The organism is Terriglobia bacterium, assembly GCA_035712365.1.
GTDB lineage: Bacteria > Acidobacteriota > Terriglobia > UBA7540 > UBA7540 > SCRD01.
This window is the reverse complement of sequence record DASTAW010000041.1, coordinates 109,876-124,391: the sequence shown is the minus strand read 5'-3', so window position 1 is coordinate 124,391 and position 14,516 is coordinate 109,876. Positions and strand designations below refer to the sequence as shown.

Here is a 14,516-nt window from a genome sequence, read left to right as displayed (position 1 = left end):
GCTCATACCGGAACTTCTCACTTTGCAGCGACGCCTGGACGAATTTGCTTGACAAATTGTGGCCTAGCATGGTAGTCTTTCCACAGTGCCTGCGCGCGTCGAGTTTTCTGCGACTAAAAGAGACAAAATGGGACAAAAAAACACGTTTTTTGAAAAACGAACCGGAGAAGTTGCTGAAAACAAGCAGAAATAGTCCAAAAACAAACCGGAACAAACCGGAAAACAAAGCGGAGAAGTTGTTGAAAACACGTGCCTGTGTAAAAAACAAACCGGAAACGAACCGAAAACAAAGCTACCGATCTCATTGAAAATAAAAGGTGGCTAAAAAACGGGCCGAAATCGAACCGGAGAAAAATGCCCGCCTCCATGTAGCCCCGCCAGCAACGATTGTCCCATCTCCAGTCCCGGAAAGGCACGACTCGAAGAGACTCCAAAACAGGCGGAGAGCCGGGCAAAGGGTTGTCCCCCCAAGAGTCATGACAACCGGCGGACGGGAAAAATGCCGCCAGAGCTTGTCATGGAAAGCTGACTGGCAGATAATTAGGGCTTTCTAAAGCTTCGGGCCGTTCCGACTCTGTGCCTAGCGAATCAACCTGACGCCGGCGCTGTTTGTGGTAGCAAGGGGCCAGAAGGGTAGCACCATCAGAACCATGGAAGCTGTGGTATTGGCGGGAGGGCGGGGGACCCGACTGAGAGACGCTGTGTCTGGTTTCCCCAAGAGTCTGGCGCCGATTGGCCAAGCGCCATTTCTGAGCTATTTGCTAGGCTGGCTTCGAGATCAGGGCGTTACTGATATCATCCTGGCGGTGGGCTATCGGCGACAGGACATTGTGCGCCATTACGGTGGGCGCGCTCCGGAGGGGGTACGCCTGAGATATTCGGTTGAGACCACGCCGCTCGGGACCGGCGGCGCTCTCAGAAATCTGCGCTCGATGCTCGAGGGCGAAGAGTTTCTGGTACTGAACGGGGATTCGATCTTCGACGTTAACCTGCACGAAATGCTCTCTTTCCATCGCCGACATCGCGCGCAGACCACTCTTGCGCTGGCCAGCCCGCCCGATGCTGGACGTTACGGCTCGGTGGTCCTGGATGCCCGGGGCCGAATCAGGGCGTTTATCGAAAAAATGGCCTCAGCTCTGCCGGGTGAAGGCTGCTGCACAAAGCCGCTGTTGATCAGCGGGGGGATTTACATCATGAGCAAGGCTGTGTTCCGCCACATTCCCGGGCGAAGTGCCGTATCCCTCGAGAAGGAAGTCTTCCCGCGGCTGATCGGCGGCCCTTTTTACGGCTTTCCCTCGAAAGGATATTTTATCGACATCGGGGTTCCCGAAGACTACCAGCGGGCCAACACTGAACTGAGGGAGAGGTTTACGGCATGTTGATTCGAGCCAAAGGGCCTCTCCGTATCAGCTTTGCCGGAGGGGGCACAGACGTTAAACAGTTTTTTGAGCAGGAAGGCGGTTGTGTCCTCAATGCGACAATCGGCCGTTACGTTTGGGGGACCCTGCGAAGACGCGAGGATGGCCTGATCAACATCGAGTCGGGCGACCTGGGTTACATCGTAAACTACCACACTCAAACCGATCCCGTTTATGATGGCAAGCTCGACCTGGTCAAGGCCGGAATCCAAAGTCTGGGCGGCCATACATCCGCCGGCTTTGACCTGTTTCTGCACAGCGAGGCGCCTGCCGGTTCGGGCCTGGGCTCATCCTCCACTTTGATGGTGTGTCTGGTGGGGCTCATGAAGGAGTTCATGAACCTGCCTATGACGGATTATGAGACGGCGCGCGCCGCATACCGGATCGAACGCGATGAGCTGCAGATCAAAGGGGGTTTGCAGGACCAATATGCCGCTACCTTCGGCGGATTTAATTTCATGGAATTTGAACGGGACCGCGTGATTGTCAATCCCTTGAGGGTCAAACAGGAGGTCATCAACGAATTGGAGCATAACCTTGTGCTTTGCTACACGGGATCAACACGCATGTCTGACGGGATCATCAAGGACCAGGTGGGCCGCTATGAGGACCGGGTCGAGGACACTCTCCACGGGCTCAGGCGCCAGAAGCAGCTTGCCGTGGAAATGAAGAACGCCCTCATGCAGCGACGGCTGAACGATTTCGGCGAACTCCTGGATGAAGCCTGGCAATCCAAAAAAATGCTTTCGCCCAAAATCAGCAACCCAAGGATCGATGAGATGTACGATTCTGCCCGGAAAGCCGGCGCCATCGGCGGAAAAGTAACGGGTGCGGGAGGGGGTGGCTACATGTTATTTTATTGCAGTTTCGAGCGCAAGCACCGTGTGGCTGAAGCGCTGGCCAAACTTGGCGGAATTCCGACCGGCTTTGCATTCGATTTTAATGGGCTGCAAACCTGGAAGGTGAATGGCAATTCTGCCCCGTTGTGAATTTCAAGTCCCGGCGTGCAGGGTTGAAAAATTGATGAGTGATGAGGAGGCGTGTTCTGCGCAGGGCAGTATTTCTCGATCGTGACGGGGTCATTATTCGCAAGGCCCCGGAAAACCATTACATCACAGCATGGGAGCAGGTGGAATTTCTTCCTGGCATACCCGAGGCCCTGCGGCAATTGAAGCGCAGCGGGTTTCTGCTGGTGGTCGTGACCAACCAAAGCGCCGTCTCCAGAAACCAACTGGCGGTCGATGTCCTGGAGTTGATCCACAAGAGAATGGTCAATCATCTTGCCCAGGAAAACGTCACAATTGATGCGGTTTATTATTGCCCGCACGACCGAAACGGAGATTGTCAATGCCGGAAGCCCCGCCCCAGAATGCTGTTGCAGGCCGCCGAGGAGCACGGGATCGACTTGCAGCAATCCTGGATGGTGGGAGACGCGGCAAGCGACATCGAGGCCGGCCGCGCGGCCGGTTGCAGAACAGTCTGGTTGCGGCCTGAGAGACTTGGTGGTGAAAGCCGGCCTCCGGCCGAGTTCAGCGCAACCTCTATTCAGGAAGCGGCAGACTGGATATCAGGCGCGGGTTCCCGGTAAACAAAACGGCATCGAGCCCGGAATTTTTTTCGAGTCCTCTCAACATGATTGCCGTGTCGCTCGCCTGCTGAGGCGCTATGCGGATCGCCTATCTCACAGCCCGGTATCCTTTCCCGCCGATCGGAGGGGACAGAGCTCGTGTGTATTACACGTTACGCCACCTGCTCCGCTCTCATGAAGTTACTCTCTACACCTTGGCTTCAGCCCCATGGTCTCGACGGCGGAGCCATCAACCTGATTTGCCGGGCCTCGAAAAAAGGTCTTTTCAAATGACGAAGGCTGCTTTCGCCTGGAACGGTGCAGTTGCTTTCTTTTCCTCCCTTCCGTTGCAGGTTAACCTCTACCAGTGTTCGGACCTGTGGCGAAAGCTGGATTCAGACATCCGCAGCGGTGCTTATGATTTGTTGTTTGTCCACTTGATCAGGATGGCGGAGTACGCCCGGCCTTACCGGCATCTTCCGCGTGTCCTGGATATGGCCGACTCGATCTACCAGCACTACGCGCGGATGCGCAAATTCTGGTGGGACCCTCAGTGGGTTGGCGCCCGAATCGATCGCGACAGAGTTCGCCGCTACGAGGCGGAGGTTCCAGGCTGGTTCGACAGGGTCTTGATCCATACGGAGGAAGACCTCGAGTGGGTCCGAAAACAGTCCGGGGCCACAAATTTAACGCAATCCTTGATGGGAGTTGACCCTGACGAATTCGCCTTCCACGAAGGGCCGTACGAGCCCCGGCGCATCATCTATTGCGCCAAGCTGGACTATCTGCCGAACGCCGATGCCGCCCTCTACTTCGCGAACGAGATTTTTCCACTTGTGCGGCGACGAATGCCGGACGCGCAATTTACTGTGGTGGGATTCAATCCGCCCCGCTCCGTGCGAGATCTGGCGGGAATTCCGGGCGTCGAGGTGCGGGCCAACGTGGTGGATATCCGCCGGGAGATGGCTGGCGCGGCGGTCAGCGTGGCCCCGGTCCGGTTCGGCGCAGGAATTCAGAACAAGGTCCTGCAGTCACTCTCGATGGGCATTCCAGTGGTATCGACTTCGTTTGCGGCAAGACCTTTTGGGGACCCCGAAGGTTCTCTATTGCCTGCCGCGGGAAGTCCCCAGGAATTTGCGGACCTGGTTGTCAGAGTTCTCGATGACCCGCAGTATCGCTGCCAGTTGGCACTGGCAGGCCGGAGACTGATCGAGCGGCGTTTTCAGTGGGACCAGGTTTTGGCCCCGTTGGACCAAATGCTGGAGGACCTCGCGGAAAAAAGGTTCGAAGCGCGGCCATGTTAAAACGGCAGATTCGCAAGTCGCAGTTGACGTTGCTGGCAAGCGACACAGTCGCCATCCTCGTGGCTGTGCAGGCTGCCATCTTTCTGGGTACCGGGCAATACCTCCTGCTGGCGCGGGGATTCAAGAGTATTGTGGTCGGTTACTGGTTCTTTCTGTCGCTCCTTTTCTACATTACAGATCTCTACAACCTGCGGCGTGATCAGCAGAGCGATGAGCTCGCCAGTCTGGTCGTGCTGGACTCCGCGCTGGCCGCGGCGTTCCTCACGCTCAGTTTTTATTTCTATCAACGGTGGAGCTTTGGAAGAAGCTTCTTCGTGAGTCTTTTCCTGGTGACGCCAGGGCTGGTGATGATGGGGCGGCTGGCATGGTCTCGCCTTCGCGGCGCGCTGACTCGCCCCTCTACGATAGCGGTCCTCGGTGATGGCCCGGCGCTCGAGGAGTTGGGAATGGTTGCGCGCGAACACAGGCTCAAGGTGGTCAACGTGCAGGTTGCAAGGTGTATCCCAATACCGGCTGGCGCTCAGAGTGAGACCCATTCGCTGCACGACGGCGCCGGCGAACTGCAGGACATTGTGGCAAATCTGCGGCCGGACATTATCGTCCTGGAGCCCTCGGCCCCGCTCGATCCTGGGACAGCGCGGGCGCTGATCGATGCCCGGTTTTCTGGCGTTGCCGTCCTCGACTTCCCAACTGCATTCCAGATGCTCAGCGGCAAGCTTCCCCTGAATCACATGGACGGCCAATGGTTCCTGAGCGCACAGGGATTTCAATTCTTCGAGAGCAACATCGCGGTGAGGGTGAAGCGATTGCTTGATTTGGGTCTGGCCTTTGCGCTTCTCGTGATCACGGCCCCCCTGCTGCCACTGATCGCGCTGGGCATCAAACTGCTGTCGAAAGGGCCGGCCCTTTTTATCCAGGAGCGGGTGGGACGGAGCGGCCAAATCTTCCGGCTCTTCAAATTTCGAACCATGTCCGTGGGTGCGGACACTGCGGGTCTCTGGACCCTGAAGAATGATCCTCGGGTATTCCCCTTCGGACGCTTCTTGAGGTTAACGAGGCTTGATGAACTCCCTCAACTCATCAACGTCTTGAGGGGAGACATGAGTTTCGTAGGGCCGAGGCCAGAAAGCCTCCTGCTGGTGGATCTCTACCGGCGGGAGATTCCTTATTACAACTTGCGCAGCGCCGTTCGTCCTGGCATCACCGGATGGGCGCAGATCAATTATCCTTATGGATCTTCGGTCAAGGATGCGGTGGAAAAGTTGAAATACGATTTGCACTACATCCAGCATCTCTCGCTGTTGTTCGACATCCAAATCGTTTTAAGGACTATCCGGACCGTCCTGGGCCGCCAGGGCAGCCAGTGAGGAAGCGGCGCCGGACGAATATGTAAAGCCAGTAGAAACTCAGTGGCCGCTGTCGAAAGAAAGAACCTGCGGACGGAATGCATTGATGACAAGAAAACTGGAAATCGTTCTGGCCCTTATTCTCGTTGGGACTTCGTTTGCCTTCGGCGGAGTCCAGCCGATTGCTTATTCGTTGGCCGAAATATCGGTGTTCGCCGTCGTCGTTCTGTTCCTCTGGAGCCAGACGCGGCAAGGGAGAATCAGCCTGGCTTTGCCGGTTTGGCCTCTCCTGTTTGTGCTGTTTGTAGCGCTTCAGTTGCTTCCCCTTCCGCAATCCTTGCTGGCTGCAGTGTCGCCGGCGCGCCAAGTGACGCAGGCCTGGCTTGCACCGATCCAGAGCGCCGGTTCCTGGAGCGCCCTGAGTATTTCCCCTGCTGCGACCATCCTGGGTTTTTTCAAGGTCCTTGCCTATCTCGGCGTTTTTTTTCTTGCCACCCAGATGTTTGACTCCGGCAAGCGGAAAAGCACGATGCTGACAGTCTTGATTGCTTTAGGGTGCCTGGAAGCAGGCTATGGAATTCTCCAGTACCTGCTGGGTTGGAATAAGATCTTTGGCATAACCAACCCTTATGATTCCTGGGTCGCGTTCGGCACCTATATCAATCGCAATCACTTTGCCGGATTAATGGACCTTACATTTCCGCTCGCCTTCGCGTCCGCATTTGACTCTTATCAACTCTGGTCGGACCCCCAGCGCCGCATAGCTTCCACAAGGTCCGGCGGTGAAAGCCCCCTTGAGTTTCGGATCGTCTTCTATCTTTTCCTGGTTGTCATTATGGTGATGGGCGTCGTCTTTTCCAATTCCCGCGGAGGCATCATCTCCGTGTCCCTGGCCTTGATTGTGTTGTCGGTCCTGACGCTCCTGAAGGTTCGGCGCAGGAGTTGGGGGCTCGTAATCGCAGGACTTGTTACTCTGGCGGCGGCGTTTTGCCTCTGGATTGGAATGGGAAGTATCCTTCATCGATTCGTAAATATGAGTCACGCCGAGTACGAGGGGACGTTACGACGAAGTATGATGTGGAGCGATACTGTACAACTTTTTCGTCATAATCCCATCCTGGGCACGGGGCTGGGAACTTATCAAGACGCCTTGCGTCCTTTCCAGACCCATCTTGTCAATTTGACAGTCGATCATGCCCACAATGATTATCTGGAGTTTGCGTCGGAAACAGGCCTGATCGGTTTCGTCCTTCTGTTCGTTCCCATTTTTTATCTCCTGGTGCGGATGATCATCTCTTTTCTCAGGGACCATCGGCGTTACCGTAGCGCCATCCTGCTGGGGTGCATAGGAAGCACTCTCGCACTGTTGACGCACAGCCTGACAGACTTCAACTTGCAGGTCCCCGCCAATGCCATGATCTTCGCTGCGATTCTGGGGGTGGGATACAAGGCCGCCTGCATTGAACCCAGACAAGAGACCCAGAAGCCTGAAACCTCCGGCCTCTGAAGTGATGATCCTTCCGACCGTCAGAACAATCCCAGGCGCAGAATTTCCTCCACGATCTCTTCGGGAGAGCGCCCGCCGGTCGCTATTCTAAAGTCTGCCTGCCGGTAGAAGGGGAGGCGTTGTTCAAACAGTTCAAAGAAGCTGTCTCGATCGCGGAACAAGGGGCGATTGTCCATGACGGAACATCGCTGCCAGAGTTCCTCGATGGGGCAGTCCAGCCAGATGATGGCGCCGTGGGACTGCCGAACCAGTTCAAAATTCGGCCTCTGCACAAAAGTCCCTCCGCCTAAGGCTATGACGGCTGGGGGCGCCTTTGCGACTTCCACCAGGGCGGCGCGCTCTAACTGGCGAAAGAAAGGCTCCCCGGCATGCTCAAAGATCTGGCGAATCGTCGCCCCCTGTCCTGCCTCGATCACTGTGTCCAGGTCCACAAATGGCCACCGCATCCGCTGCGCCAGAACCGTGCCGACTGAAGACTTACCGGCCCCCATGAATCCGACCAGGTAAATCAATTGTTGCCGGTGATTGTTCATACTGGAGGAAAATCCCCGTGTGCAATTATAGGAGGCGATTTGAGGATTTCGCAACTGAGGGTGGTTTGGTTTGGTCCCGTCCGGCAGGCGCCGGGGGAGGCGAGATCATGGCATGAATTTAATGGGAAGGCAACGAGAAGCCCCCGGCCTCCGATACGACCGCAATATGGAGGGAAACACTCGCACCGGGCGACTGCTTACTGCTGACGAACGCGAATGGTGCCGCTGAACGAGGTCACCTCCAAGGTGGCCTGCCCACTGCCCTGAGTGCCGAAAATACTGTTTCCGGGTGGATGAAACGACTGCGACGAAGGTCCGCGCGATACCAGAGGAAACTGATTGTCCAGTTTTCCGCGTACGGTTTTGGCGTCAAGTTCGAAGGAAGCGCTGGAGGGACAAATCACGGTAATGTCGCCACTGTAATCAGAGAGGACGTAATCTCCTCCAGGCGCAAAGTCGCCCTCGTACAAGATTGTGCCCGAAGTCGTTGTACCATGCAGGCGGGTGCTCGCGGGACTCACGAAGTGAAGATTGCCGTTGATGGAATAGGCCTCCACGCGCCCTGAGCTACGGATGATTTCGATGTTGCCGCCCACGGAGCGAATCGACAAATGGCCTTCTGCATCGGCAACCGAAATCGTCCCTCCAAGCGAGTCAACCGACGTGTCGCCTTTAATGGATTCTATGTTGATGGTCCCCTGTGGGTCATGGATATCCAGGCTGGCGCCGGAGGGGACCTGAACAACGTAGTCCACAACCGGATTCGGGACCGCCTCCGAACGGTGAATCAGATACGATGTGAAGTGGAGCTTGTCTGCGGGGCCCTGAGCGGGGACCTGTTCTGTGTCGACTGCAACCTTTGGTGATGCGATTGTGTAAGCCACGTGGACCTGCAAGCGGTCCCAGCCTCTTACCATAACTTTGCCCGCCAGGTTCGAAATGCTTACCCGCGGGGTGGCGGTCGTTGAAATAGTCTTTTCAGATTGCCCTGTTCCCTGCGCCATCAGCAGCCCGGCAGGAATCAGTAACATCGCTCCGACGGCTTTTGCGCCGCTGTTGATTCGGAATTTCTTCAATCTAAGCACCGTGTTGACTTTCCTCTCACCAATCACCGACCGCCATACTCCAAAGCCGAAGCAAGCACTTCTGCCTTCTGGGCATAGGCTTGCATCAGGTAATCGCGCACGAGGGTATTCTGGGGTTGCTTTTGAAGCGAATCAAGGCATTCCTGAATGGAATTGTTCAGTGAAGTCAGCCCAGCCTGATAGACCCTTTGGGCTGAGGGGTCCATCGATGCTTCATGGGCCCTATAGTCTTCTTCCATCTCCCGTACAGTTCGCACGAGCTTCGATTGTACGCCGAGCAGGTCCGCTTGGCGCGCGCTCGAAGCGGTGGCCGAGGTTACAGCCGGGTTCCGGCTTTCACGGTTCTGAATGTCACCCTTAAAAACCATGATGACCGCCAGCATCAGGGCAAATGCCAGGACAGCGGCAGGGGCTGTGCGGGGTACGAACGGGACCGAGGGTATCCATCGTTGCCAGAACTTCGCCCTCTCACGGATCACACCCTCCTGGGCCAGCGCCGACCTGATGTTGCTCCAGACACGAGGCGAAGGAGACTCCAGGGGCAGGTCTCTTGCAGTAAGCCGGATTAATTCGAGGTCATCCAGAAGCGAGCCGCAGGACGAACATCGCTCGGCGTGGAGACGAACATCGAGACTGGCTTCGCCTTCCAGATACTCCGCCAGGGACGCGTTAAATTCCTGGCATCCAAAATTTTCCGTCTGCTTCTGACTCTCTTCTGCCATGGCCTTACTGCTCCTCTCTCGCCTCTCTCGCCACCTGTGCAGGCGAGCTCCTTTCCTGTTGCCGCTGACGCTGCTGGAACCACTCGCGAAGTTTCAGACGGGCTTTGTGGAGTTGAGACTTCGAGTTGCCGATGGAGCAATTCATAATTTCAGCGATTTCATTATGTTCATAACCTTCCACATCATGCAATATGAAGACGGTCCGGTAACCTGGAGGAAGTTCCGCGATGGCCCGGTTGATCCCGATGCGGTCAATGGACCCGACCAGGCGGCGGTCGTCGTCGCCATAATCCCGTTTGACCGGTTCTCCCTGAGAATTCTCCGTTTCGTCCAACGAAATCTGGTTTATCCCCTTTTTCCGCAGGTGCATCAAGACGACGTTCACCGACAGGCGATGCAGCCATGTGGAAAAGGCAGATTCGCCTCGAAAGGTACTGATCTTTCGAAAAAGCTGCAAAAATGCTTCTTGCGTCAGATCTTCCGCTTCCGTCGGATTGCCGAGCATGCGAAGGCATAGCGAATAAACACGCCTCTTGTGGGCCTCGAAGAGCGCTGCGAATGCCTCCTCGTCGCCTTGCTGGGCGCGCGCGATCAACTGAGTCTCTGTAGCGGCCGGTGGCGCCGCAGGTTTCTGTGGACTCAACAGTTCACACTCGATGCCGCACCTAGACTCGATCTTATGATGCGGTGACGAAAATCGGAGTTGTCTCCAAAGTGCAGTTCAAAAGGGGGTCAGGGGCCTTCTTTTTACCGCCCGACCGAGTTTCGAAAATCCGTCTCGGCAGTGGGGTTACTGGCTTCCTGGAACCTCCACAATGGCTTTGCCGACGCCCACGTTTCCCGCCATGTCATAGGCCCGCAAGGTTATAACATGCTCGCCAGGGCTGAGATCACCTGTTCTTACCGTAAAGGTCTCGATTTGGGAGTCGATGATTCCGTCATCGGAATTGATCTCGTGCCAGCCGTTGCCTCCCGCGGAGCTCTGGGCTTTATGCAGCGGCGAGGTCGTGTCTTCGACCCGGAACTGGACCACCGCGTGTTTCCCCGTGACTTCGCTGTGTGCCACACTCACCACCGGCGGAGTATTGTCAATCCAGAACGGTGTGCTCAACATCCGATCTTCCCGGGCCGTAGCCGGGGGGTTTGACAGGTCATCGGTCGCGACCAGCATCGCCGTATATTGGCCGTCGGCCAGTGTGGAATGGTCCAGGGTGTAGCTGCTCGCCTTGATCTTGTCCTTCACGAGGTGCCACCTGGTTTCATCGGACGATTTGAGATAGAGGGAATATTCCAGGTTGTCACCGTTGGGGTCTGACGCCTTCCAGGTTAGCGTCACCGGGTTCTTTGTGGTACTCTGGGCCGTCTGCGACGGGTCCGCATAGGTGATCTGCGGCACCGCCGTCACGCTGACAGCGGAAACAGTTGCAGATGAGACGCTGCTGCCGGTGCTGGTCCGCTCACCGGCGTTACTGACGTTAAACGATTCGATTTCGGGCGGGAGGTTCTGGTTTAGATAGGCAACTGAAACCTCATCCAGCGAGGGCCGCGCGGTCGCCGTCCCTCGAAAGAGTGCTTTCCACTGGACATAGCGGGCCGCCGGGCTGGTGATCCGGCTCCCGTCCTGGTTGCGATAAGGGCCGACCCAGTCGCTCCAGGTTTGATCGGGCCGCTTAAAGTTTCCGCTCCGCGTATAGAGTTCAATCGAACTTCCCGCAGGTACATCGGCTCTCCAACTGATGACGCCCCAGCGCGAGATAAAACTGGTGTCGTTCACGGGCGATTCGTATGTCCCTTCGCGCTCTGATGTATCACTCATCCTGAAGAGCTTTGCAACATTACTGGTGGCAATGTACAGATTGTTTTCCTCGCTCATCAGTCGCGTGGCAACAGATTCATGCGTTTCGGTCAGGAGGGTGAGGTTCTCGCCGAATTGTGATGGGTCCAGCTCAAAAATCTGGCCATCTGAGTCGGTGGAAAAGATGATCTTTTTCCCCACCACCGCCAAACCGTAGGCGCTTTCGCTGTTGGAATTCCACAGGGTCTCGACGGCCGAGGCGGGAGAAATGCGGACCAGTTCCCCTTTGCCCCGCGGCATAGTGAGGCCGCCAGGCGCCGCCACCCCTGGCCCCGGACGGATGAAGCTGGGAGCAGCGCGTTTCTTTTCCGTAGGCGGCGCCGGTTTCCCGGGATTTTGCTCAGGCACCTGGTTATCCGCCGCTACGTCATTCTGTGTATCAGCCGTTACGGTGACAACCTGCGCCGGGAGGGCCATCTCCGGCGTCTGCGGCATCAGCATCATCGGCACGCCTCTTTGTCCCGGCGACCCCAAGGCTGAGGCGTAAATGTTTCCCTGCGTGTCAACTGCCAGGTCGTGAATTTCCGGAAGGTCCGCCTGATAGATCACGAATGCCTTGCCGTCAGGAGCAATCCGATAGACCAGCCCATCCGGTACGCTTCCTGCCAGCAGGTTGTGATGTTGGTCAAATGTCAGGCACATGATGTGGGTCTGGTTACTGTCAAAGAAAACTTTGCCCTTGCCTGACCGGTCAACTTGCAGAATCTGGCCCTGGTCGCCCGTGGCGACGTAGAGACGGCCTTCGGAGTCGAACACCATTGCCCAGATGTACTTGGTATTGGGATCATAGAAAACCGACGACTTGCCGTCCGCATCAACCCGGTAGATCTTGCCTTCGGGAGAACTTCCGACGTAGAGGTCGCCATCGGGACCCACCGCCAGAGCAAAAACGTCAGGCTCCTGGGTCTTGAAGAACAGCGATGACTTGCCGGCGGCGGTTACCCGAAAAACTTTGCCCTGGTGTCCGGTGCCGACATAAATATTGTGCTGACGATCGGCAACAAGCGAAAGCGCCAGGGCCTCATCGGGGTTGAACACCATCTTCGCCTGAGGAGCCAGGCCCAGTTGGCCATCCATGTTGATGGAAACGCCCGTCAGCCTTCCTTTGAGGAATTCTTTGAAGTCACTCACCTGCCAGGTGGAGGTTTCCACGCCCGCAATCGGCAGCGGGGCCACCAGGGCAACTATCGGAACAAGTAAAAGCAATTTCGCCATGAATTTCATGAACACGCTCTTGGGATGGATTCTAAGCCTCACCGTTTTCGCGACGATAAGGGGCTCCATCAGTTCCCTACGTTTTCCACGTTCAAGTACAGTGTCTTTTGTCCTTCGATCGTATACTGCGTCGGCTTCGTCTGGTAGTCACCAACAACCGAAGCATTGCCGTAGATGACGCTGTTGGAAACGGCCGGGTCGGCCAGGAAGGTCTGCACAAGTGACGGCGGAGGTGACGGGTACTCTTCGCCCTGCAGGGTCAGGGAGCGTTGCGGCGTCATCAGAAGCGCATAAAGTCGATTATTTCTGCGCATCCTGTTGAGCGCCCGCACCAGTTGCTGCAGGTCGCGCGGAGTTGTGCCGATGGGGGTCAGACGATTCTGAATTGCGTTGAGGCTCGCACCGCTCCCTACAACCAGAGAGAGCCTTTTGTCGCTAATGCTTTCCGGAATATCGACAGGAATTTTCTCGACCTCCGTCTCCCCCGAGGATGTGCGCAGCAGCCCGGTTACTTCGATATGGTCTCCAGGACTCACCTGTGACTTGGTGCTCCAGACCTGCTCCAAGACGGCCACGCGTTTTTCATCCCTGGAAACGATCTTCAGGTCAATTCGCTGGATCCTCAAGCCTGGGAAATCGCCACCCAGAAGATAATTGAGCGGGGATGAAACCGAGGCGCCGGCCAGGGCCGCTGTGTTGATTTCACCGGACGCCACGTCCTCAACCGTGACGGTCTCGCCCCCCTCCAGGTAAATGTTCCCTTGCAGGTCCAGCGTGGAAGGCCCCAGGCTTCTCTCCGTGCCGCCCAGAGTAGAAATAACGCCCAAGTTTAACAACAAGGGCGAGAGGAATGACTGCTCGACGATGTCGAAGTTGTAATCTGTTTTCGTATTCAGGCTTGAATCTAAATGGATATGGACCGGGATCATGGGCGCCCTCTCGCCCAGCACGCCGTAAACCGCTCCAAAACGGTCCTGCCGAATGGTGCCCACTTCCGGCCCCGGCACGTCGATCTTGAACGAACTCGCGACGCTCGGAACTGACGCCAGTACGTGCGACTCGGAGAAAGGTATCTTCGTTGGCCCCACCATTAGGAAGCGGTGGCCGCAGGCATAAATATCATTTTCCCTCCGATAGGTTACCGTGCAGTCGACGTTCAGATTCAAATCGCCCCTCACCAGCGACAGGCTGACCATTGTTCCCGGCTCGGGTCCCTTGGGACCAGCCTGTTGGGCCTCGGGGCTGCTGGAAATCCCCGCCCCTTGCATCGGCTGAAAGCCCATCCGGTTGAATAGCGGAGCATAGGTCTGCATGGCTTCGGCTGAGAAGCCGCCAAAGCGAAGCGGCAGCAGCAGGTCCATGAGCCCGCCATTATTGCTCGCCGGGGGCAGACGCTTCATCAGGTTGTTTATGCTTGTAGCGTCCGGAGCCTCATCGGGAATCAGCCGCGCTGAGCCGTCAGGATGGAGTGCTGTGCCTGCAATCTTGAAGGGCAGGCTCGCAGGCGCGCGGGTGGCCTGTTCTGCATTGGCAGCCTTCGGCGGCTTGGGAACTACGTCCAGCATCTCCTGGATGGGCGTTACGCCCGCGATCGCCTCTTTGGCGAAGGGGAAAGCCAGGGCCACCGCCCCAACCAGCTTGCCGTCAACGTATATCGGACTTCCACTCATCCCAGCAATCACGCCAGTCTCGGCCAGCGGCCCGCCCGACAGGCGCACCAGGATCACGTCGTGCTTCGGCGCCAGAAGGTTCTTGAGCACACCCAGAAACTCAACCTGAAATTCCTGAACTTTATTGCCCTGGAACACCGTCCGGCCAACGCCTTTAAGCCCCGGCCGGATACCGCTGAGCGGAAAGAACTGGTCCTGGCTTTGGGCCCGGAGAGCGGAAGCTGCCAGCAGCACGAGCGCCGCGGCGGCGATGCACTTACGGAATCGCATATTGAAGCGTTACCTTAAATAAAT

12 protein-coding genes are annotated in these 14,516 nt (G+C 56.8%); 6 read left to right on the top strand and 6 right to left on the bottom strand.

Annotated elements, in window-relative coordinates; genetic code table 11:
• Positions 1-650: 650 nt before the first annotated feature.
• The 6 genes from VFQ24_13410 to VFQ24_13385 all read left to right on the top strand — a co-directional run bounded on the left by VFQ24_13410 (position 651) and on the right by VFQ24_13385 (position 7,142).
• Entirely contained in the window at positions 651-1,382 is a 732-nt protein-coding gene (locus VFQ24_13410) for a nucleotidyltransferase family protein (GenBank protein HET9179349.1), read from the top strand.
• Positions 1,376-2,407 (top strand): GHMP kinase, encoded by a 1,032-nt coding sequence (locus VFQ24_13405; GenBank protein ID HET9179348.1) that lies wholly within the window; start codon positions 1,376-1,378, stop codon positions 2,405-2,407. Before VFQ24_13410 ends, VFQ24_13405 begins: the two co-directional genes overlap by 7 nt.
• A gap of 41 nt (positions 2,408-2,448) precedes the next feature.
• Entirely contained in the window at positions 2,449-3,006 is a 558-nt protein-coding gene (locus VFQ24_13400; GenBank protein ID HET9179347.1) for an HAD family hydrolase, read from the top strand.
• A gap of 269 nt (positions 3,007-3,275) precedes the next feature.
• Entirely contained in the window at positions 3,276-4,289 is a 1,014-nt protein-coding gene (locus tag VFQ24_13395) for a glycosyltransferase (protein HET9179346.1), read from the top strand.
• Positions 4,283-5,656, top strand: coding sequence for a sugar transferase (locus tag VFQ24_13390; protein HET9179345.1), 1,374 nt, complete (start codon positions 4,283-4,285; stop codon positions 5,654-5,656). The genes VFQ24_13395 and VFQ24_13390 overlap by 7 nt, the downstream gene beginning before the upstream one ends.
• Before the next feature lie 85 nt (positions 5,657-5,741).
• On the top strand, positions 5,742-7,142 hold the full coding sequence (locus VFQ24_13385) for an O-antigen ligase family protein (protein ID HET9179344.1): 1,401 nt from the start codon (positions 5,742-5,744) through the stop codon (positions 7,140-7,142).
• A gap of 20 nt (positions 7,143-7,162) precedes the next feature.
• On the opposite strand, the gene VFQ24_13380 is transcribed toward VFQ24_13385, so the two are convergent.
• From VFQ24_13380 to VFQ24_13355, 6 genes are all read right to left on the bottom strand, one after another.
• The gene (locus tag VFQ24_13380) at positions 7,163-7,675 is read right to left on the bottom strand and encodes a shikimate kinase (protein ID HET9179343.1); all 513 of its coding nucleotides are present in this window, start codon (positions 7,673-7,675) and stop codon (positions 7,163-7,165) included.
• A 197-nt stretch (positions 7,676-7,872) separates the two neighbouring features.
• A complete protein-coding gene (locus tag VFQ24_13375; GenBank protein ID HET9179342.1) occupies positions 7,873-8,751 on the bottom strand; it encodes a DUF4097 family beta strand repeat-containing protein in 879 nt (292 codons plus the stop codon).
• 32 nt (positions 8,752-8,783) lie between these two features.
• Positions 8,784-9,482: an anti-sigma factor gene (locus VFQ24_13370; protein ID HET9179341.1), complete on the bottom strand. Its 699-nt coding sequence runs from the start codon at positions 9,480-9,482 to the stop codon at positions 8,784-8,786.
• Positions 9,483-9,486: 4 nt separating this feature from the next.
• Positions 9,487-10,125, bottom strand: coding sequence for a sigma-70 family RNA polymerase sigma factor (locus VFQ24_13365; protein ID HET9179340.1), 639 nt, complete (start codon positions 10,123-10,125; stop codon positions 9,487-9,489).
• 147 nt (positions 10,126-10,272) lie between these two features.
• Positions 10,273-12,561: a hypothetical protein gene (locus tag VFQ24_13360; protein ID HET9179339.1), complete on the bottom strand. Its 2,289-nt coding sequence runs from the start codon at positions 12,559-12,561 to the stop codon at positions 10,273-10,275.
• Between the two features lie 59 nt (positions 12,562-12,620).
• Positions 12,621-14,492 (bottom strand): SpoIVB peptidase S55 domain-containing protein, encoded by a 1,872-nt coding sequence (locus VFQ24_13355; GenBank protein ID HET9179338.1) that lies wholly within the window; start codon positions 14,490-14,492, stop codon positions 12,621-12,623.
• Positions 14,493-14,516 lie beyond the last annotated feature (24 nt).

Coding starts and splice junctions, on each gene's coding strand:
- VFQ24_13410 (HET9179349.1), top strand. CDS start 651: ATGGAAGCTGTGGTATTGGCGGGAGGGCGGGGGACCCGACTGAGAGAC.
- VFQ24_13405 (HET9179348.1), top strand. CDS start 1,376: ATGTTGATTCGAGCCAAAGGGCCTCTCCGTATCAGCTTTGCCGGAGGG.
- VFQ24_13400 (HET9179347.1), top strand. CDS start 2,449: ATGAGGAGGCGTGTTCTGCGCAGGGCAGTATTTCTCGATCGTGACGGG.
- VFQ24_13395 (HET9179346.1), top strand. CDS start 3,276: ATGACGAAGGCTGCTTTCGCCTGGAACGGTGCAGTTGCTTTCTTTTCC.
- VFQ24_13390 (HET9179345.1), top strand. CDS start 4,283: ATGTTAAAACGGCAGATTCGCAAGTCGCAGTTGACGTTGCTGGCAAGC.
- VFQ24_13385 (HET9179344.1), top strand. CDS start 5,742: ATGACAAGAAAACTGGAAATCGTTCTGGCCCTTATTCTCGTTGGGACT.
- VFQ24_13380 (HET9179343.1), bottom strand. CDS start 7,675: ATGAACAATCACCGGCAACAATTGATTTACCTGGTCGGATTCATGGGG.
- VFQ24_13370 (HET9179341.1), bottom strand. CDS start 9,482: ATGGCAGAAGAGAGTCAGAAGCAGACGGAAAATTTTGGATGCCAGGAA.
- VFQ24_13360 (HET9179339.1), bottom strand. CDS start 12,561: ATGAAATTCATGGCGAAATTGCTTTTACTTGTTCCGATAGTTGCCCTG.
- VFQ24_13355 (HET9179338.1), bottom strand. CDS start 14,492: ATGCGATTCCGTAAGTGCATCGCCGCCGCGGCGCTCGTGCTGCTGGCA.